Genomic DNA, 18,879 nt, shown 5'->3' with positions numbered 1-18,879 from the left:
ATGAACATTGCTTCACCGTTTGTCGAAAAGGCAGTTCAGCTGGCCTTGGATGACGGTAACGCTGTTGAGAAAATTTCCGAAGGGTGGACGCAAGCGAAGCAGGTCGTGCACATGAAAGATGCATTGAACCCGAGGCTTCGCTCGATGATTGCCGAGCAGGCTCCGTCCCTTCGATATTGGTCCGTAGACAGAACACCTCAAAATCCGGCTTCCGAGGGTTTCATGTGTGATAAGTTCAATGTTGGGCTCTCTTTCCCGCGTTGATTTCACGTTGCCGGTTTTCGCGCGCAGTTGCTTTCTTGCTTTCCGCCAAGAGCAAAAGATTTCGGTTGTGACGACGAGCAAGTTGCCCCGTCCGCACTGTCCGCACGTGACTTTCCTGTTCCCGAGGTGCTGTTTTTCGGGAACCGGTGTGTCGAGCTGGTGATGAGTTGCTCAGTTCTCGCTTCTTGCCTTCCCAAAGTCATCACGATTGGCGATTTCTTGCTCATGGCTGCCCGCTTTCCAGCCTCTCGCGCATGCTTCCCGCGGACAGTGGCGACTTGTCCGGCGCCTGTCCGCGCGCATCTTTCAATAACGGTTCCAGGTGCACTTATGAGCGTTTGAATAAGTGAGTTCGGGGTTTCTGGCTCGGCATCGGCGCCAGCACGTACAACAGCCACGGCGACACCCACGACGACGTCGCCTACGGCAGTCATATCAAGAGCCGGGGCGACGTCACCATCGCCGCGACGAACGGTGATCTCGATGTCATCGGCAGCCAGGTCCACGGCCAGAATGTGGGTCTCTCGGCCAGCCATGATCTGAACCTTCTGAGCCAGGCCGAACAGCACACGCAGCACCAGTCGCAGGCCAATGCCGGCGGCGAAGTCGGCGTCAGTATCGGCCAGACCACCGGCATCTACGCCACCGTCAGTGGCGGCAAGGGCCGCACTCACGGCAACGGCACCACGCACCTGGACACCCAGGTCAACGCCGACGACACGCTGAGCCTCATCGCTGGCCACGACGCCACCATCAAGGGCGCGCAGGCGACCGGCAACACGGTGCTGGCCGATATTGGCCACGATCTGAACATCGCCAGCGAGCAGGACACCAACGACTACGCCAGCAATAACTGGCTGGGCAGCGTGACCGTCGTCTACGGCTTCAGCGGTGGCGGCGCGGGCGTTAGTGGCTCGGCCAGCGCCGGACAGACCGACTCGAAGTACAAGAGCGTCACTCAGACCAGCGGCATCGCCGCGGGCGACGGTGGCTACAACATCTACGTAGGCCACCACACCGACCTGACCGGCGGCGTGATCGCCAGTACGGCCGATCCGAGCAAGAACCTGTTCTCGACCGGCAGCCTGAGCTACTCCGACATCCAGAATGAAGCCAGCTACAGCGCCTGAAGCGCCAGCGGGTGCTGCTTACGCAGTGCGTGCGGCTTTCATCTCAGGCATAGCCTTGCGCGATCCGGCATCGAATCGGCGATGTGCTACACGCTGGCACCCGATGCGGATGCCAGCGTCGTTGCTGTAAGTGAATCAATGTCTTCAGCTCAGGTTGTATCCGCGCTCTTCGTGCAACGCGAGATCAAGACCGAGTTGCTCTTCTTCCTGGTCGACGCGCAGTCCGATGGTCCAGCCGATCAGCTTGAGGATGACCAGGGTCAGCACGCCGCTCCAGACGACGGTAAACGCGACACCCTTGAACTGGATCCACAGCTGCGACCACGGGCCGGCGATGTCGCCGTAGCCGCCGAATGCCGCAGCGGCCAGCGGGCCGGTGAGCAGGGCGCCGACGATGCCGGCGACGGCGTGCACACCGAACACGTCCAGCGAGTCGTCGTAGCCGAGCTTGCGTTTCAGGCTGGTGGCGGAGAAGAAGCAGATGATGCCGGTGACCAGGCCAAGCACCAGTGCGCCGCCCGGTCCGGCGGTGCCGGCGGCGGGTGTGACCGCGACCAGGCCGGCGACCGCACCGGAGGCGATGCCGAGCATGCTCGGGCGGCCGTGGCGCAGCCATTCGGCGACCATCCACCCCAGCGCGGCGGCGGCGGTGGCGATCTGCGTGACCAGCATGGCCATGCCGGCCGAGCCGTTGGCGGCGACTGCCGAGCCGGCGTTGAAGCCGAACCAGCCCAGCCACAGCATGCTCGCGCCCATTAGCGTGTAGCCGAGGTTATGCGGCGCCATCGCCACGTGCGGGTAGCCGTGGCGCTTGCCGATCACCAGGCAGGCGACCAGTCCTGCGATGCCGGCGTTGATGTGCACCACGGTACCGCCGGCGAAGTCGATCACACCCCAGCCGCCGAGCAGCGAGCCGGGTCCGCCCCAGACCATGTGCGCCATCGGCACGTAGACGATGGTGAACCACAGGGCGACGAACCACAGTAGCGCGGTGAACTTCATGCGCTCGGCCACCGCACCGACGATCAGCGCCGGCGTGATGATGGCGAAGGTCATCTGGAACATCACGAACACGCTGGTCGGCACGGTGCCGTACAGGCTCGACGGCTGGATGCCGGCCAGCATGACCTGCTTGAAGCTGCCGATGGCCGAGTGCAGATTCACGGTGTCGGCGATCATGCCGGTGGTGTCGAAGGCCAGGCTGTAGCCGTAGACGACCCACAACACGCTGACCAGGGCGGTGATGGCGAAGCACTGCATCAGCACCGACAGCACGTTCTTGGCGCGCACCATGCCGCCGTAGAACAGCGCCAGGCCGGGGATGGTCATCATCAGCACCAGGAAGGTGGCGGTGAGCATCCAGGCGGTGTCGCCGGTGTCCAGCGTGGGCGTCGGAGGCTGCGCCAGCGCGGCCGGCGCGAGCGTGAGCAGCATCGCGAACAGCGCGGCGCGGACGGAGAGGGGGCGGCGTTTCATGGCATGTCCTCGGCGTGCGCTCACAGCGCGTCGATGTCGGTTTCGGAGGTGCGGATGCGGATCACCTGTTCGAGGTCGGACACGAACACCTTGCCGTCGCCGACCTTGCCGGTGCGCGCCGCGCCGACGATCGCTTCGATGGCTCGCTCCAACTGCTCGTCGCTCAGGGCGATCTCCAGTTTCAGCTTGGGCAGGAAATCGACCACGTACTCGGCGCCGCGATAGAGCTCGGTGTGGCCCTTTTGTCGACCGAAGCCCTTCACTTCGGTGACGGTCAGTCCCTGCACGCCGACTTCGGCGAGTGCTTCACGCACGTCGTCGAGCTTGAACGGCTTGATGATGACGGTGACCCATTTCATCGTTGTTCCCCGGTGGCGGTAGCGTCTGCAGCCGCTCTTGCACGAGGTGTGCCACGCATCTCAATCCATGAAATCAATGGTTTGCGATGATCGTCGCGCGGTGCGCAACCGATTTGCACCATGCTGTGCGCCCAGTCGGGGGATGCTTGCACCAAGCTGGGGCGGAGTTTCGATTGACCCGTGCAGGCGCAATCCGTACCATTTTGGTACGTTTTAGCCGCCGCCGATTCCGCATGCTCCGTGTCAGCCGCCTGACCGATTACGCCACCGTGGTGATGACCTGCCTGGCCTCGCAGCCGGGCGAGGTGCTTTCGGCCGTGCAGATCGCGGAGGAAGCGCGCCTGGAATTGCCGACGGTCAGCAAGCTGTTGAAGACGCTTGGTCATGCCGGACTGGTGGAGTCGTTCCGCGGCGCCAACGGCGGCTACCGACTGGCGCGCGAGGCCGGGCGTATCAATCTGGCCGAGATCGTCGAGGCGATGGAAGGCCCGCTGAGCATGACCGAGTGCAGTGTCAGCGTCGGCAGCTGCGACCACGAATCCTATTGCACAGTGCGCGGCAACTGGCAGCGCATCAACACGGTGGTGGCGCAGGCTCTGCGCGCCATGACCCTGGCCGAGATGCTGGAACCGGCGCCGCAGCCGGTGCAGTTCGCGCCGCGGCCCGCCGAATCACGGAAATCCCCCACATGACTGCCGAACGCAGCGACAACGTAGCCACGCTTCGCGAGAACAACCCCGAGGTCGTCGAGGCGCTCTCGCGCCGTTACGGCGCGGGCTTCATTACCGACATCGAAACCGACAGCCTGCCGCCGGGCCTCAACGAGGACATCATCCGCGCGCTGTCGGCGTTGAAGGAAGAGCCCGAGTGGATGACCGAATGGCGACTGGAGGCCTATCGCCATTGGCTGACCATGCCGATGCCGGACTGGGCCAAGCTGAAGCTGTCGCCGATCGATTTCCAGGCCATCAGCTACTACGCCGCGCCGAAGAATCGGCCGAAGTCGCTGGACGAGGTCGACCCGAAGCTGCTGGAGACCTACGACAAGCTCGGCGTGCCGCTGCATGAGCGCGCGCGTCTGGCCGGCGTGGCCGTGGACGCGGTGTTCGACTCGGTGTCTGTCGGCACCACGTTCCGCAAGGAACTGGCCGAGGCCGGCGTGATCTTCTGCTCGATGAGCGAAGCCATCAAGGAACATCCGGAACTGGTGCGCGAGTACCTGGGCACGGTCGTGCCGACCGGCGACAACTACTTCGCGGCGCTGAATTCGGCCGTCTTCTCCGACGGTTCGTTCGTGTTCATTCCCAAGGGCGTGCGCTGCCCGATGGAGCTGTCCACGTACTTCCGCATCAACGCCGGCCACACCGGCCAGTTCGAGCGCACCCTGATCATCGCCGAGGACGAGGCCTACGTTTCGTACCTGGAAGGCTGCACCGCGCCGATGCGCGACGAGAACCAGCTGCATGCGGCGGTGGTCGAGCTGGTCGCGCTGGAGAAGGCCAGCATCAAGTATTCGACCGTGCAGAACTGGTATCCGGGCGACGAGAACGGCGTCGGCGGCATCTACAACTTCGTCACCAAGCGTGGCGACTGCCGCGGCGACGACAGCAAGATCTCGTGGACCCAGGTCGAGACCGGATCGGCGATCACCTGGAAGTATCCCAGCTGCGTGCTGCGGGGCGACCGCTCGGTGGGCGAGTTCTACTCGGTGGCGCTGACCCATCATCACCAGCAGGCCGACACTGGCACCAAAATGATTCACGTCGGCAAGGGCACGCGTTCGAAGATCGTGTCCAAGGGCATCAGTGCGGGCAAGAGTTCCAACGCCTACCGCGGGCTGGTGAAGGTCGAGAAGGGCGCCGAGGGCGCGCGCAACTACACGCAGTGCGACTCGCTGCTGATCGGCAAGACCTGCGGCGCGCACACCTTCCCGTACATGGAAGTGAAGAACCCGACGGCGATCGTCGAGCACGAGGCCACCACCTCGAAGATCTCCGACGACCAGCTGTTCTACTGCCGCGCTCGCGGACTGGACGAGGAGAACGCGGTGTCGATGATCGTTGACGGCTTCTGCAAGCAGGTCTTCCGCGAGCTGCCGATGGAATTCGCGGTCGAGGCCAAGAAGCTGCTGGAAGTCTCGCTGGAAGGCGCGGTGGGCTGAGATGCCGTACCTGATCGCCATGTATCTGGTCACGGTCGCGGTGCTGGTGGCGATCACCAAGACCGCGTGCCGCAGCGGACGCGTCGGCGCGCTGGCTGTACAGCACTTCGGCATCCAGTTGCTGTGAACGGGGACGGTGCGATGAAAACAACATGGCTCTCCATGATGCTGTCGTTTGCAGCGTGTGCGATGTCGTCCGGTAGCCATGCCGCGACGTCCGGAGCATGGGCATGGCAGCAGTCCGTGCAGTTCGAGGCCGACCACGATCCGTCGCGCGTCGTCCTGCGCAACGGCACGGACACGATGAATCTGGAAGTGATCTACGACGGCCTGGCCTGGAAGCAGGTCGATGCCTGGCCCAAGGGCAAGGCGTTGCAGCTGGCATATTCGGAGAAGACCGGCACGGTGCTGGTCGATCCGGTCAGTGGCAAGTCGGTGACGGTGCTGGACGGACTGAAGACGCAGCCGATCGATCGATTGCTGGATGCCTGCCTGAAGAAGGCGGTCAGCACGCGTGACATCGAGGGCTGTTACGGCGAGGCCTACCATCGCTGGGATGCGCAGATGAATCTGTGGTACCGCCGCTTCATGGCGTCGAAGGACGCCGATATCGACACCGCCGCGAAGGAGTCGATGCGCGTGGCGCAGCGGCAGTGGCTGAAATACCGCGATGCGCAGTTCGACGCGCTGAGCGATCTGTACGGACACCGTTCGGGCACGATCTGGCCGGTCATCGCGATGCGCAAGCGCATTGCGCTGCCCAGGACACGCGCGCGGGCGCTGGCGAGTTATCTGCAGGTCTTTTGAGGCCGTGGCGACAACGAACATTCGAATTGAGACGAACATGCTGACGATCGAAAACCTGCACGCCCGCGTCGAGGGCAAAGAGATTCTCAAGGGCCTTTCGCTGGAGATCGGGCCCGGCGAGGTGCACGCCATCATGGGGCCGAACGGCGCCGGCAAGTCGACGCTGGGCAATGTGCTATCCGGGCGCGACGGCTATGAAGTCACCGAGGGTTCGGTGACCTACATGGGCCAGGACCTGCTGGCGCTGGAGCCGGAAGAACGCGCGGCTGCCGGCGTGTTCCTGGCGTTCCAGTACCCGGTCGAGATTCCCGGCGTGAACAACACCTATTTCCTGCGCGCGGCCTACAACGCGCAGCGCAAGGCGCGCGGCGAGAGCGAGCTGGATTCGATGGAGTTCCTCAAGCTCGTGCGCGAGAAGCTCAAGGTCATGAATCTGTCGACGGACCTGCTCAACCGCGCCGTCAACGAAGGTTTCTCCGGCGGCGAGAAGAAGCGCAACGAGATCTTCCAGATGGCGTTGCTGGAGCCGAAGCTGGCGATCCTGGACGAGACCGATTCGGGTCTGGACATCGATGCGCTCAAGCAGGTCGCCGAAGGCGTCAACGCACAGCGCGACCCACAGCGTTCGTTCCTGCTGATCACGCACTACCAGCGTCTGCTCGACTACATCGAACCGGACTTCGTGCATGTGCTGGCCGACGGCCGCATCGTCGAGAGCGGCGACAAGACCCTGGCGCACAAGCTGGAAGAGCATGGCTATGCCTGGGTCGCCGAGCACGGCGAACCGGCGGGAGCGGCGTAATGGCGTCGCCGTTCGTCGAAGCCCAGGCCGAGCGCGCTCCAGACGTGCTGGCGCGCCTGCCCGGTGCCGGTCTGCCCTGGTTGGATGCCTTGCGTCGCGAGCAGCTGGAGGCCTTCGTGCGCGAGGGGCTTCCGGGTGCGCGCAACGAGGCCTGGAAATACACCGCGCTGCGTGCGCTCGAGCGCCGCGCGTTCCTGACCGGCGATGCAGAGGCCGCCGCGCGTGCGGTCGATATCTCGGATTTCGTCCTGCCCGGCGTGGACGGTCCGCGTCTGGTGTTCGTGCATGGCGTGTTCCGTGCCGACCTGTCCTCGCTGGACGCCTTGCCGGAGGGGTTGCGCCTGCATCCGCTGTCTCAGGCGCTCGTGGAGGATGCCGAACCGCTGCGCTTCTTCCTCAGTCGCGGCGGTGAGCAGGCGGCCGATGCCTTCACACGTCTCAACGCGGCGCTCGCCGGCGACGGCATGGTGCTGCGCGTGGCGCAGGGCGCGCGCATCGACGCGCCGGTGCATCTGGTGCAGATCGGCACGCCGGCCGACGAGGACCTGGCCTGGCATGCGCGCAACATCGTCGAGCTGGGTGAGGACGCGTCGCTGACGCTGATCGAGCATCATGTCGGCACTGGCCCGCACAAGCACCTGGGCACGCAGGTCAGCGACATCGTGCTGCATGCCAGGGCAAAACTGGCGTGGATCGGTCTGCAGGAAGCCGCCGATGGCGCGCTGCTGATGCGCCGCGATCGCGTGCGCCTGGATGCCAATGCGCACGCGCGCGTGCACGCGCTGGAGCTGGGCGGAAGTCTGGTGCGCCGCGAGCTGGACGCCGAACTGCGCGGCGAAGGCGCGCGGCTGGACACGCGCGGCGTCTTTTTGCCGGGCGGTCGGCAGCATCTGGACACGCGTCTGGACATCCGGCATGTGGCGAAGCACACCGCCAGCGATGCGCTGTGGCGCGGCGTGGCTGATCAGCGCGGCCGGGGCGTGTTCCACGGTGCGATCACCGTGGCCGAGGGCGCCGACGGCGCCGACGCCGCGCTCAGCAACAAGAACCTGCTGCTGTCGCCGCATGCCGAGATCGACACGCAGCCAGTGCTGGAAATCTACGCCGACGAAGTGATGGCTGCGCATGGCGCAACGGTCGGTCAGCTGGACGAACGCGCACTGTTCTATCTGCGCTCGCGCGGACTTCCGGCGGTGGCGGCGCGCACGCTGCTGACGCTGGCGTTCTGTCGCGCAGCGCTGGACGACCTGGATAACGAAGCCCTGCGCGAACATCTGGGCGAGCGTCTGGCCGAACGCCTTCCGGGCGGCGAGACCGCGGCGTGAGCTCGGCCACGCCCGTCATCGATGCGCGCGTGGCCGAGCACTACCGCTGGGGCGGCGATTGCGACGGCTGGCATCTGCTGGCCGGCGACGACCTCAGCGTGATCGAGGAACGCATGCCGTCCGGGGCCAGTGAGACGCGCCATCGCCATGCCCGTGCGCGCCAGTTCTTCTACGTGCTGGAAGGCGAGGCGACGATGGAGCTCGATGGCGTTGATCATCGGCTCCGTGCCGGGCAGGGACTGCACGTGCCGCCGGGTGCGACACATTGTCTGCGCAACGCGTCCGGCGCTGCGGTACGCTTCCTCGTCGTGTCGGCGCCGAAGAGTCACGGTGATCGCGACGTCGCGCCGTAGGTCGATTTCCCGTTTCCCCACACGAGTCCGTCATGAACGCCAAGTCAGCTCCAGCTCCGGTCCAGCCGCTCGATCCGTCCGCCATCCGCGCCGATTTCCCGGTGCTCGCGCGCGAAGTTCACGGCAAGCCGCTGGTGTATCTGGACAGCGCGAATACGGGGCAGAAGCCGCAGGCGGTGATCGATGCGGTCGATGCCTATTACAGCCGCTTCAACGCCAACGTGGCGCGCGCGGTGCACGCGCTCGGCGAGGAAGCGACTACCGCCTACGAAGGCGCGCGCGACATTCTGGCGAAGTTTCTCGGCGCCAACAGCCGCGACGAGCTGGTGTTCACCTCCGGGACCACGCACGCCATCAATCTGGTGGCCTACAGTTTCGCGCTGCCGCGCCTGAAGCCCGGCGATACCATCCTGGTCACGACCATGGAGCACCACGCCAACATCGTGCCGTGGCAGCTGGTGTGCGAACGCACCGGTGCGACGTTGAAGGTGGCACCGATCAACGAGGCGGGCGAGCTGATCGTCGAGCAGTTCGTCGAGCAGCTGACGCCGGACGTGAAGCTGGCCGCGTTCACCCATGTCTCCAATGTGCTGGGCACGGTCAATCCGGTGCGCGAGCTGGCCAGGGCCTGCCGCGAGCGCGGCATCCCTTCGCTGATCGACGGTTCGCAGGCGGCGCCGCATCTGCCGCTGGACGTGAAGTCGATCGGCTGCGATTTCTACGCCATCACCGGACACAAGATGGCCGGCCCCACCGGCACCGGCGTGCTGTGGGCCCGACCCGAGCATCTGCAGTCCATGCCGCCGTTCTTCGGTGGCGGCGACATGATCCGCAAGGTGCGCTTCTCCGGCACCGAGTTCGCCGATCCGCCGCACAAGTTCGAGGCCGGCACGCCCAACATCGCCGGGTTCATCGGTCTGGGCGCGGCCGCCGAATACCTCTCCGGCCTCGGCATGGAACGGGTCGCGGCGACCGAGCAGGCGCTGCTCGAGTACGCCACGGAGGCCTTCAAGCAGGTGCCGGGGCTGCGCATCTTCGGCGAGGCCGCGCACAAGGCGGCGGTGATCTCGTTCCTGATCGACGGCGTGCAGTCGCACGATCTGGCGACCATGCTCGATCTCGAGGGCGTGGCCGTGCGTTCGGGGCATCATTGCGCGCATCCGCTGATGGACTTCTACGGCGTGCCGGCCACGGCGCGCGCCTCGATGGCGTTCTACAATACGCGCGAGGAGATCGACCGTTTCATCGAGGCGCTGGCCAAGGTGCGCAAGCTGCTGGCCTGATCCGCATCGGGCGTCCAGCGGCTCGGGCATGCGCTATGCTCTGAAGCTCGAGGCCGGCCGGAAGCACGCAGTCCAGGGAGCACATGGACGCCACCGATCACCGGCGCGTCGTCCAGCGGCCGGCATGCGTGGCTGGAGCAGCGGACGCGCCCTGTTGGGGAATGTCCATGAAATCGCGTCGCCAGTTTCTGACCCGCCTGCCCATCGGCGTGCTGGGCGCCTTCGCTGCCTTCAAGCTCCAGGCTCAGGCCACCACGAAGAATGTGCCGGGCACGGCGCCGACCTTCAACGACGGCGCCGGTGCCGGTCCGGAGGTCACCGACATGACCTTCGCGCAGGCCGAGAAGTTGGTGCGGGTCCGCATGACTCCGGCGCAGCGCGAACAGGCCGCGTCGAGCTGGCGCACGTCGATGGCGGGCGTACTGGAGCGCCGCACGGGGCCGAACAAGGTGGCGCTGGAGGACAGTCTGGCGCCGGCCACGGTATGGAATCCGCAGCTGCCCGGTCATGCGGTCGGCCCTGCCGCGGACCGTTTCCAGCCAGCCATGGACGACGCCGGCCCGCTTCCGACGCGCGACGAGGACATCGCCTTCTCCAGCGTAGTCCAGCTGAGCCAGTGGATCCGCAGCGGCAGGCTCACGTCCGAGCGCCTGACCAGGATCTACATCGCGCGTATCAAGCGTTTCAATCCGAAGCTGCGCTGCGTCATCACGCTGCTGGAAGACCACGCGCTGAAGCAGGCGCGTCAGGCCGATCGCGAAATCGCCGCCGGCAAGTACCGTGGTCCGCTGCACGGCATTCCCTGGGGCGGCAAGGACCTGCTGGACACCGCGGACATCCGCACCACCTACGGCGCCGAGCCGTTCCGCGACCGCGTGCCGAAGGAAGACGCGGCGGTGGTAAAGCGGCTCCACGACGCCGGCGCGGTGATGGTGGCCAAGCTCAGCATGGGCGCGCTGGCGCTGAATGACATCTGGTTCGGCGGGCAGACCATGAATCCGTGGGTGCCGGAAGAGGGCTCCGGCGGCTCCAGCGCGGGGCCGGGCTCGGCGACCGGCGCGGGTCTGGTGGCCTTCGCCATCGGCAGCGAGACCCAGGGCAGCATCATCGATCCGGCGATGCGCTGCGGCGTCACCGGTCTGCGCCCGACCTTCGGCCGCGTGCCGCGCACCGGCGCGATGACGCTGTGCTGGACCATGGACAAGCTCGGCCCGCTGACGCGTTCGGTCGAAGACACCATGCTGATCCTGCACGCCATCACCGGACCGGACGCGGGTGACGTCTACAGTGTGCCGAGCCGACTGGACTACGACGCCGGCGCGTCGGTGAAGGGGCTGAAGGTCGGCTACTTCCCGGACTGGATGAAGGAAGCTCCGGCCACCGAGCTGGATCGCGACGCCGTGAAGACCCTGCGCGAACTGGGACTGGAAACCAAGCCGGTCTCGTTGCCGGACTGGCCCTACGACTCGCTCAACCTGTTGCTGTTCGCCGAGGCCGCGGCGGCGTTCGAGGAGCTGACCCTGAGCGGCAAGGACGCCGAGCTGACCGTACAGACGCCGGACGCCTGGCCGAACCTGTTCCGTGAGTCGCGCTTCCTGTCGGCGGTGGACTACGTGCAGGCCGACCGTCTGCGGCGCAAGGTCGCCCAGGCGATGGCGGAACTCATGTCTGAAGTCGACCTGCTGCTGATTCCGTCCATGCGCGACGACATGATGGTCATCAGCAACATGACCGGGCAGCCGTCGCTGACCCTGCGCACCGGTTTCGTGCACATCTCGCAGGCGCGCAGCGACTGGGCGCCCGATCCGGCACATCCGCTGCCGCGCTTCTCGCCGCCGCGTCGCGTGCCGTACGGCGTGACGCTGGTTGGCCGCCTGTTCGAGGAAGGCGTGATCGCCCGCGTCGGGCGCGCCATGGAGCGCAAGCTGAAGGTCGCGCACGAGCGTCCGTCCGGATTCTGACCGCACAGCGTCCGCGTGGCCGATCCGGCCGCGCGGACGCTATCATGGCGGCTATGACGAACGAGCTTTCCCTCAGTTTCCGCGCCGCGCAGCGTACGGACATCCCCGCCATCGTGGCGCTGGTGGAATCGGCCTATCGCGGCGACGCCAGTCGCGTCGGCTGGACCACCGAGGCCGACCTGCTGGACGGCCAGCGCATCGATCCCGAGGGCGTCGCCGCCGACATCGAACGCGCCGGCAGCCAGGTGCTGCTGACCGAGCAGGACGGCATACTGCTGGCCTGCTGCCACATCGAGCGCAAGGGCGATTTCGGCTACTTCGGCATGTTCGCCGTGCAGCCGGGACGCCAGGGCGGCGGCCTGGGGCGCGCGGTGCTGGCCGAGGCCGAACGCCGTCTGCGCGACGACCTGCACTGCCGCGAGGTGCGCATGACCGTCATCGACGTGCGCGACGACCTCATCGCCTGGTACGAGCGTCGCGGCTACCGGCGCACCGGCGAGCACGCGCCGTTCCCCTACGGCGACGAACGCTTCGGCATCCCCAAGCGCGACGATCTGCGCTTCGAATGGCTGTCCAAGCCCCTTTCCGCGGAGTATGCCGCATGAGCGAGTGGATCGAGGTCGGTCCCAGCGGCGAACTGCTGCCGGGCGAGTTCAAGGTGGTGTGGGACGGCGACACGCCGATCGCGGTCTACAACATCGACGGCGATTACTACGCGGTCGAGGACACCTGCACGCATGATGGCGGCGACCTCGCCGGTGGCGAGGTGCACGGTTTCGAGGTCGAATGCCCGCGGCACGGTGCACGTTTCGACGTGCGTTCGGGCAAGCCGACCTGTCCGCCGGCCTACGAGCCGATCGCCTGCTTCCCGGTCAAGCAGGAAGACGGCGTGATCTGGACGCGGGACGACCGTTTCGACTGAGATCCGTCGCGCGGGCGGCACGCGCATGGTTTCGTCGTGGACGTGCTTCGTCCGTGACGGTCGATGCTGCGTGGAGCAGGCAGGGTTCGAGCATGCGGACGGCTGCTAGACAGGGAATCGCGTCCGTTTCACGCTGCGCGACGGTTCGGCTGAAGACGGGCTGAGTACTTCTGTGCGGCGGCAGGAGCGGGAAAGGGCGTCGAAAGAATGCGGTTCTAGGCTGAAAGCCCATCGAACTGCTGCGGAACCGCTGCCTTGCACGACTGGACCATTCTGTGTGACTTCGACGGCACCATCGCCCTCGACGATGTCACCGATGCACTGCTGAGTCGTTTCGCGCTTCCCGAATGGGAGGCGATCGAAGCGCGCTGGCGTGACGGTGCCATCGGTTCGCGCGAGTGCATGACGGCGCAGATCGCGCTGATCGACGCCTCGCTGGACGAGGTCGACGCGGCGCTCGATGCCCTGCCCATCGATCCCGCCTTTCCCGGCTTCGTGGCCGAGGCGCAGTGCCGCGGCATGGCGGTGCAGGTCGTCAGCGACGGCCTGGACTACGCGATCCGCCGCATCCTGGCGCGCCACGGCCTGGGCGACCTTCCGGTTCGCGCCAACCGCCTGCTGCACGACGGCGAGCGCGGCTGGCAACTGAACTCGCCGCATGCCGACGCCGCCTGCGCCGCCGCCAGCGGCACGTGCAAGTGCGCGATCGCGCGCGGCCACGAAAAGGTGCTGATGATCGGCGACGGCCAGTCCGACTTCTGCGTCGCCGGCATCGCCGATTACGTGTTCGCCAAGAAGAAACTGATTTCCCATTGCCGGCGCGCGGGCATCCCGCACCGGACCATCGTCGATTTCTCCGACGCGTGCGCACTGCTCGACACGCTGCCGGAGCGGCTCGGCGACACCTTCCCCGAACTCTTCCCCCTGCGAGTCCATCTGGCATGAATACCGTTGCAATGCGGGTCCCCGAGACCGCGACCGAGACCGACGAGGCCCTGCTGGCCGACGAGGCGAAATACTGCTCCTTCGGCGACACCGTCCACTACACCGATCCGCCGAAGCTGTTCGACCGCTGCGAAGGCAGCTACATGTACGACACCGCCGGGACGCCGTTCCTGGATTTGCAGATGTGGTACTCGGCGGTGAACTTCGGCTACGCCAATCCGCGTCTGAACGATGCGCTGAAGCGCCAGATCGATCACCTGCCGCAGGTTGCCAGCCAGTATCTGCACCGCGAGAAGATCGAGCTGGCCCGGACCATCGCCGTCGATGCCGAGCGCAAGTTCGGTCTGCCGGGGCGCGTGCACTTCAACGTCGGCGGCGCGCAGGCGGTGGAGGATTCGCTGAAGATCGTGCGCAACTACACCGGTGGCAAGAGCCTGATGTTCGCCTTCGAGGGCGGTTATCACGGCCGTACCCTGGGCGCGTCGGCGATCACCTCCAGCTACCGCTACCGCCGCCGCTACGGCCACTTCGGCGAGCGCGCGATGTTCCTGCCGTATCCGTATCCGTTCCGCCGCCCCAAGGGCATGGACAAGGAAGAGTACGGCGAGCACCTGGTGGCCGAGTTCGCGCGCTTGTTCGAGACCGAGTACCACGGCGTGTGGGACCCGAAGGTCGGCGAGTGCGAGTACGCGGCGTTCTACATCGAGCCGCTGCAGGGCACCGGCGGCTACATCGTTCCGCCGATGAACTACTTCAAGGGCCTGAAGAAGGTACTGGACCAGTACGGCATCCTGATGGTGTCCGATGAGATCCAGATGGGCTTCTTCCGCACCGGCAAGCTGTGGTCCATCGAGCACTTCGGCGTGACGCCGGACATGATCGTCTTCGGCAAGGCGCTGACCAATGGCCTCAATCCACTGTCGGGCCTGTGGGCGCGCGAAGAGCTGATCAATCCCGAGGTGTTCCCGCCGGGTTCCACGCATTCGACCTTCAACGCCAACCCGCTGGGCACCGCGGTCGGGCTGGAGGCGCTGCGCATGATGCACGAGACCGACTACGAAGCCATGGTCATGGCCAAGGGCGCGCATTTCCTGGAGGGTCTGCAGGACCTGCAGAAGCGGCACAAGGAGATCGGCGACGTCGACGGCCTGGGTCTGGCGCTGCGCTGCGAGATCTGCACCGAGGACGGCTTCACGCCGAACAAGGCGCTGGTCGATCGCATGGTCGACATCGGTCTGGCCGGCGAGCTGGAGCACAACGGCAAGAAGATCGGTCTGGTGCTGGATATTGGCGGCTACTACAAGAATGTCATCACGCTGGCGCCGTCGCTGCACATCACCACCGAGGAGATCGACCTCGGCATCGCGCTGCTGGACCAGCTGCTGACCAAGGCCAAGCGCGCTGCCTGAGCGCGCCCGGTGCAAGGCATGATGGGGGAGTCCGCTGCAAGTCTGCCCCGGCGTTCGCGCCGGGGCCTTGCTTTGTGCAGTGGTGCAGGCCGGCGCTCAGTCCTCGCAGCGGCGCAGCGCCAGTACGGCGTTGAGACCGCCGAAGGCGAACGAGTTGGACAGCACCGCGTCGACGCGCTGCGCGCGCGCCGTGTTGGGCACGTAGTCCAGGTCGCAGGCAGGATCGGCGTCGAGGAAGTTCGCCGTGGGTGGCAGGATGTCTTCGCGCAGCGCGCCGATGGCCGCGATGAGTTCCAGCGCGCCGGCGGCGCCCAGTGCGTGGCCGTGCACGCCCTTGGTCGAGGATACGGCCAGCCGTTCGGCATGCGCGCCGAAGACCTGGCGGATGGCGCGCGTCTCGGTCGGATCGTTGGCCGGCGTCGCGGTGCCGTGGGCGTTGATGTAGCCGACTTGCTCCGGCGCCAGACCGGCGTCGTCGAGTGCGGCGCGGATGGCCTGCGCTGCGCCGTCCGCCGAGGGCGCGACAATGTCGCCGGCGTCCGCGCTCATGCCGAAGCCGGCCAACTCGGCCAGGATCGTCGCGTCGCGCGCGCGGGCATGCTCCAGCGTCTCCAGCACGAACACGCCCGCGCCTTCGGCCAGCACCATGCCGCGGCGCTGCTTGCAGAACGGCCGGCAGGTGTCGTCGGCGACTACACGCATGGCTTCCCAGGCGCGCAGGCCGGGCAGGCTGAAGCACGATTCGGTGCCGCCGACCAACGCAGCGTCGACGAGGCCGCTGCGCAGCATGGCGGCGGCCTGGATCACGGCGTGGTTCGAGGATGCGCAGGCACTGACCACGCCGAAGGCCGGTCCGGTGACGCCGAACTCGATGCTGAGATGGCTGGCCGGCGCGTTCGGCATCATGCGCACGATGGACAGTGGGTGCACGCGCGAGGAACCCTCGCCGTGGACCTTCCGGCCCTGCTCGTCGCGAGCGATCTCGCCGCCGACGCCGGTGCCGATCACCGTGGCCGTGCGCGCCGCCAGACCGTCGCGGCCGAAGTCGATGCCGGCCTGGGCGACTGCCTCGCGCGCGGCGACCAGACACATCTGGCCGGTGCGGTCGAGCAGGCCGAGGCGCGCGCTGTCGAAATGCGCGGTCGGGTCGAAATCCCGCAGTTGCGCGGCGACCTTCATGCGCAGTTGCGCGGCGGGATCGGGCGAGACCAGCGGCGCGATCGCGCTGCGGCCGTCGCGCATGGCCTGCCAGAGCGGCTCGGCGCCCATGCCACAAGCGCTGATCGCGCCCATGCCGGTGATGACGATGCGTCGCATGTGCGTTTCCTGTTTTCGGAGGGGGCGGACGGTCGTCCGGGTCAGGCCTTGGCGCCGGCGTCGGCGGCTCCGTCCTGTTTCGCGGCGAGCGCTTCCTCGACCGCGTCGACCAGGCCCTTGGCCGAGTCGGCGTCGAAGTCCGGGTCGCGGTCGGGCATGTTGATGTCGAAGTGCTCCTCGATGTCGAAGATGATCTCGATCGCTTCGAGGGACGCGATGTTCAGATCCTTCAGTGTCGACTCGGGGGTGACCTGGTCGACGTCGACCTTGCCGTGTTCGGCGATGATCTTGAAAACTTGCTCTTGTACGGATGCGTTCATGTGGGGACTCCCAGCGGGGACCGCCGTGCCGCCGCATCCGCGCCGCAGTGGCGCAAGGACGGCGGCGTAGCCGTCGTGTATCCCGCAATCTAGTCAGGCAATCTTGCACATGCCTTTCGTATCGCAATTGGAACCCGAGGCCCTGGTGCGGCATTTCCTGCGGCATCCGCCGGAAGACTTCGCCGCCGACACGGTCGTCGGCGGCATGCCGGGCTTCGTCGCGCCGTTCGACCTCCTGACCACCGCCGACCCGGCGCTGCGCGCGCGAGTGAGCGGTCTGCCCGGCTATCGGCGCTGGTCGCGCTGGCTGCAGCCGCGCACGCGTTTCGTCGGCACCACGGTCAGCGAGTACGCCTGGTTGCCGGCGTCTGCCGATCCGGCCGCGCTGGCAGGGGAACTCGTCGACACGCACGGACGCGAATGTCCGTTCCTCATCGTCAAGGACATTCCGCAGGATTCGCCGCTGCTCGATGCGCACGGCAACGCCTGGTGCGATGCCTTCGCCGAAGCCTGTGCCGACCGTGGCTTCGTGCTGCTGGAAGGGCAGGCGCTGGCCTGGGTGCCGATCGATTTCGAAAACGTCGACGCGTATCTGGCGCGCCTGTCGAAAGGTGCGCGCAAGGATATTCGCCGCAAACTGCGCGCTCGCGAGCAACTGCAGGTGGAGACCGTGGCGACGGGCGATCCGCGCTTCGGCGATCCGCAGGTGCGCGCTGCGTTCATGCGGTTGTACGCCGCCGTCTATGCGCAGAGCGAGATCCATTTCGACCGCCTGACCGAGGCGTTCTTCCGTGACGTGCTCCAGGACGGCGACAGTGGCGGCGTGGTCTTCGTCTACCGGCGCGAGGGCGAGATGATCGGCTGGAACCTGTGCTATCGCCACGGCGATGCGCTGGTCGACAAGTACGTGGGCTTCGCCTATCCGCAGGCGCGCGAATGCAATCTGTACGCGGTGAGCTGGATGCACAATCTCGAATACGCGCGGACGCAGGGCCTGCGTCGTTACATCGCCGGCTGGACCGACCCGGAGGTGAAGGCCCATCTCGGCGCCCGCATGACCTTCACGCGGCACGCGGTGCGTCCGCGAAATCTTTTGCTGCGCGGGGCGCTGAAGCGGCTCTCGCGGCATTTCGAAAGCGACCGTCACTGGTACGAGGAAAAGCATGCGCATGCGCCCGGTGGTGCTTGATCTGGATGGCTCCGTGGACACCCTGCCGCAGGCGGTGGTGGTGCCGCTCGCGCATTGGAACGCGCCGCTGCGTTTCGCTTGCAGCCGGCGTCAGCTGCGCGGCTTCGCGCAGCGGCTGGGCGAGCTGCTGCCGCGCGAGGGCGGTACGTTCTTCACCGGCAGCGGCGACTTCCATCACCTGAGCCTGCCGCTGATCGAGCGCGCCGCGTTGCAGCATGGGCCGCTGGAGGTGGTGGTCTTCGACAACCATCCCGACAACATGCGGTTCGCCTTCGGCGTGCATTGCGGTTCGTGGGTGCGCGATGTCACGCAGCTGCCCAACGTGCTGCACGTGCACGTAGTCGGTATCACTTCGTCGGACATCGGCCCGGTCCATGCCTGGGAAAATCATCTCGGTCCGCTGCGGCGGGGGCGCCTGACCTACTGGTCCATCGGCGCGCGCACCGGTTGGGCGCGTGCGGTGGGGCTGGGCGCCGCGTTCCGCAACTTCGCGGACGTGCCGTCGCTGCTGCAGACTTTCCGTACGGAGATGGCGCGCAGCGAGACGCCGGTCTATCTGTCCATCGACAAGGACGTGCTGAGTCCCGAGGACGCACGCACCAACTGGGACCAGGGCTGTCTGCGCGAACACGATCTGCATGCGGCGATCCGCGCGCTGGACGGTCGTCTTGTCGGTAGCGACGTCACCGGCGAGGTGTCGATGGCGCGCTACGCGCAGTGGTGGAAGCGCGTCCTGTCCGCACTGGATCGGCAGCCGCCGGTTTCGGACGCGGACCTGGCCGCCTGGCAGGCACAGCAGCATGCGGTGAACCGGCGTCTGCTGACGGTCATCGACGCCGCCCGGCGCGCGGGCTGA

The 18,879-nt window shown here is 66.5% G+C and carries 21 protein-coding genes; 17 read left to right on the top strand and 4 right to left on the bottom strand.

Going from position 1 to position 18,879, the window contains the following annotated elements; translation table 11 throughout:
* Together BTJ49_RS15530 and BTJ49_RS10545 are read left to right on the top strand one after the other, a co-directional pair.
* Positions 1 to 264 carry a hypothetical protein gene (locus BTJ49_RS15530; RefSeq protein WP_146742321.1) on the top strand — a complete coding sequence of 88 codons (264 nt, stop codon included), beginning with the start codon at positions 1 to 3 and terminating at the stop codon, positions 262 to 264.
* A 371-nt stretch (positions 265 to 635) separates the two neighbouring features.
* Positions 636 to 1,394, top strand: a complete 759-nt coding sequence (locus BTJ49_RS10545; protein WP_113065347.1) for a hemagglutinin repeat-containing protein — start codon at positions 636 to 638, stop codon at positions 1,392 to 1,394.
* Positions 1,395 to 1,538: 144 nt separating this feature from the next.
* On the opposite strand, the gene BTJ49_RS10540 is transcribed toward BTJ49_RS10545, so the two are convergent.
* Together BTJ49_RS10540 and BTJ49_RS10535 are read right to left on the bottom strand one after the other, a co-directional pair.
* The gene (locus BTJ49_RS10540) at positions 1,539 to 2,870 is read right to left on the bottom strand and encodes an ammonium transporter (RefSeq protein WP_113065346.1); all 1,332 of its coding nucleotides are present in this window, start codon (positions 2,868 to 2,870) and stop codon (positions 1,539 to 1,541) included.
* A 20-nt stretch (positions 2,871 to 2,890) separates the two neighbouring features.
* A complete protein-coding gene (locus tag BTJ49_RS10535; RefSeq protein WP_113065345.1) occupies positions 2,891 to 3,229 on the bottom strand; it encodes a P-II family nitrogen regulator in 339 nt (112 codons plus the stop codon).
* A 233-nt stretch (positions 3,230 to 3,462) separates the two neighbouring features.
* Between BTJ49_RS10535 and BTJ49_RS10530 the strand changes: the two genes are divergently transcribed.
* The 13 genes from BTJ49_RS10530 to BTJ49_RS10475 all read left to right on the top strand — a co-directional run bounded on the left by BTJ49_RS10530 (position 3,463) and on the right by BTJ49_RS10475 (position 15,197).
* The gene (locus BTJ49_RS10530) at positions 3,463 to 3,921 is read left to right on the top strand and encodes an SUF system Fe-S cluster assembly regulator (RefSeq protein ID WP_113065344.1); all 459 of its coding nucleotides are present in this window, start codon (positions 3,463 to 3,465) and stop codon (positions 3,919 to 3,921) included.
* A complete protein-coding gene (gene sufB / locus BTJ49_RS10525) occupies positions 3,918 to 5,390 on the top strand; it encodes a Fe-S cluster assembly protein SufB (protein ID WP_113065343.1) in 1,473 nt (490 codons plus the stop codon). Before BTJ49_RS10530 ends, sufB begins: the two co-directional genes overlap by 4 nt.
* 1 nt (position 5,391) lies before the next feature.
* Complete coding sequence (locus BTJ49_RS16045; RefSeq protein ID WP_255420379.1) at positions 5,392 to 5,517, top strand: hypothetical protein; 126 nt, start codon at positions 5,392 to 5,394, stop codon at positions 5,515 to 5,517.
* A gap of 35 nt (positions 5,518 to 5,552) precedes the next feature.
* Complete coding sequence (locus tag BTJ49_RS10520) at positions 5,553 to 6,197, top strand: lysozyme inhibitor LprI family protein (RefSeq protein ID WP_168184713.1); 645 nt, start codon at positions 5,553 to 5,555, stop codon at positions 6,195 to 6,197.
* A 37-nt stretch (positions 6,198 to 6,234) separates the two neighbouring features.
* Positions 6,235 to 6,999: a Fe-S cluster assembly ATPase SufC gene (gene sufC / locus BTJ49_RS10515; protein ID WP_113065341.1), complete on the top strand. Its 765-nt coding sequence runs from the start codon at positions 6,235 to 6,237 to the stop codon at positions 6,997 to 6,999.
* Complete coding sequence (gene sufD, locus BTJ49_RS10510; RefSeq protein WP_113065340.1) at positions 6,999 to 8,324, top strand: Fe-S cluster assembly protein SufD; 1,326 nt, start codon at positions 6,999 to 7,001, stop codon at positions 8,322 to 8,324. The genes sufC and sufD overlap by 1 nt, the downstream gene beginning before the upstream one ends.
* On the top strand, positions 8,321 to 8,677 hold the full coding sequence (locus tag BTJ49_RS10505; RefSeq protein WP_113065339.1) for a cupin domain-containing protein: 357 nt from the start codon (positions 8,321 to 8,323) through the stop codon (positions 8,675 to 8,677). The genes sufD and BTJ49_RS10505 overlap by 4 nt, the downstream gene beginning before the upstream one ends.
* Before the next feature lie 32 nt (positions 8,678 to 8,709).
* Positions 8,710 to 9,960, top strand: coding sequence for a cysteine desulfurase (locus tag BTJ49_RS10500; protein ID WP_113065338.1), 1,251 nt, complete (start codon positions 8,710 to 8,712; stop codon positions 9,958 to 9,960).
* 167 nt (positions 9,961 to 10,127) lie between these two features.
* The gene (locus BTJ49_RS10495; protein ID WP_206098396.1) at positions 10,128 to 11,921 is read left to right on the top strand and encodes an amidase; all 1,794 of its coding nucleotides are present in this window, start codon (positions 10,128 to 10,130) and stop codon (positions 11,919 to 11,921) included.
* Positions 11,922 to 11,965: 44 nt separating this feature from the next.
* Entirely contained in the window at positions 11,966 to 12,526 is a 561-nt protein-coding gene (locus tag BTJ49_RS10490) for a GNAT family N-acetyltransferase (RefSeq protein ID WP_113065336.1), read from the top strand.
* Positions 12,523 to 12,843: a non-heme iron oxygenase ferredoxin subunit gene (locus BTJ49_RS10485; protein ID WP_113065335.1), complete on the top strand. Its 321-nt coding sequence runs from the start codon at positions 12,523 to 12,525 to the stop codon at positions 12,841 to 12,843. The genes BTJ49_RS10490 and BTJ49_RS10485 overlap by 4 nt, the downstream gene beginning before the upstream one ends.
* Before the next feature lie 255 nt (positions 12,844 to 13,098).
* Positions 13,099 to 13,788 (top strand): MtnX-like HAD-IB family phosphatase, encoded by a 690-nt coding sequence (locus BTJ49_RS10480; protein WP_113065334.1) that lies wholly within the window; start codon positions 13,099 to 13,101, stop codon positions 13,786 to 13,788.
* Positions 13,785 to 15,197 carry an aminotransferase class III-fold pyridoxal phosphate-dependent enzyme gene (locus BTJ49_RS10475; RefSeq protein WP_205300787.1) on the top strand — a complete coding sequence of 471 codons (1,413 nt, stop codon included), beginning with the start codon at positions 13,785 to 13,787 and terminating at the stop codon, positions 15,195 to 15,197. The genes BTJ49_RS10480 and BTJ49_RS10475 overlap by 4 nt, the downstream gene beginning before the upstream one ends.
* Before the next feature lie 96 nt (positions 15,198 to 15,293).
* Here the strand turns inward: BTJ49_RS10475 and BTJ49_RS10470 are convergent, their stop codons facing one another.
* Positions 15,294 to 16,514 (bottom strand): beta-ketoacyl-[acyl-carrier-protein] synthase family protein, encoded by a 1,221-nt coding sequence (locus BTJ49_RS10470; protein WP_113065332.1) that lies wholly within the window; start codon positions 16,512 to 16,514, stop codon positions 15,294 to 15,296.
* Between the two features lie 41 nt (positions 16,515 to 16,555).
* Entirely contained in the window at positions 16,556 to 16,834 is a 279-nt protein-coding gene (locus tag BTJ49_RS10465) for a phosphopantetheine-binding protein (RefSeq protein WP_113065331.1), read from the bottom strand.
* A 109-nt stretch (positions 16,835 to 16,943) separates the two neighbouring features.
* On the opposite strand from BTJ49_RS10465, the gene BTJ49_RS10460 reads away from it, so the two are divergent.
* Entirely contained in the window at positions 16,944 to 18,023 is a 1,080-nt protein-coding gene (locus tag BTJ49_RS10460; RefSeq protein ID WP_113065330.1) for a GNAT family N-acetyltransferase, read from the top strand.
* Positions 18,004 to 18,879: an arginase family protein gene (locus BTJ49_RS10455; RefSeq protein ID WP_113065398.1), complete on the top strand. Its 876-nt coding sequence runs from the start codon at positions 18,004 to 18,006 to the stop codon at positions 18,877 to 18,879. The genes BTJ49_RS10460 and BTJ49_RS10455 overlap by 20 nt, the downstream gene beginning before the upstream one ends.

The sequence above is a fragment of the Oleiagrimonas sp. MCCC 1A03011 genome (assembly GCF_003267965.1).
Classification (GTDB): domain Bacteria; phylum Pseudomonadota; class Gammaproteobacteria; order Xanthomonadales; family Rhodanobacteraceae; genus Oleiagrimonas; species Oleiagrimonas citrea.
This window is presented reverse-complemented; position numbering and strand designations above follow the sequence as displayed.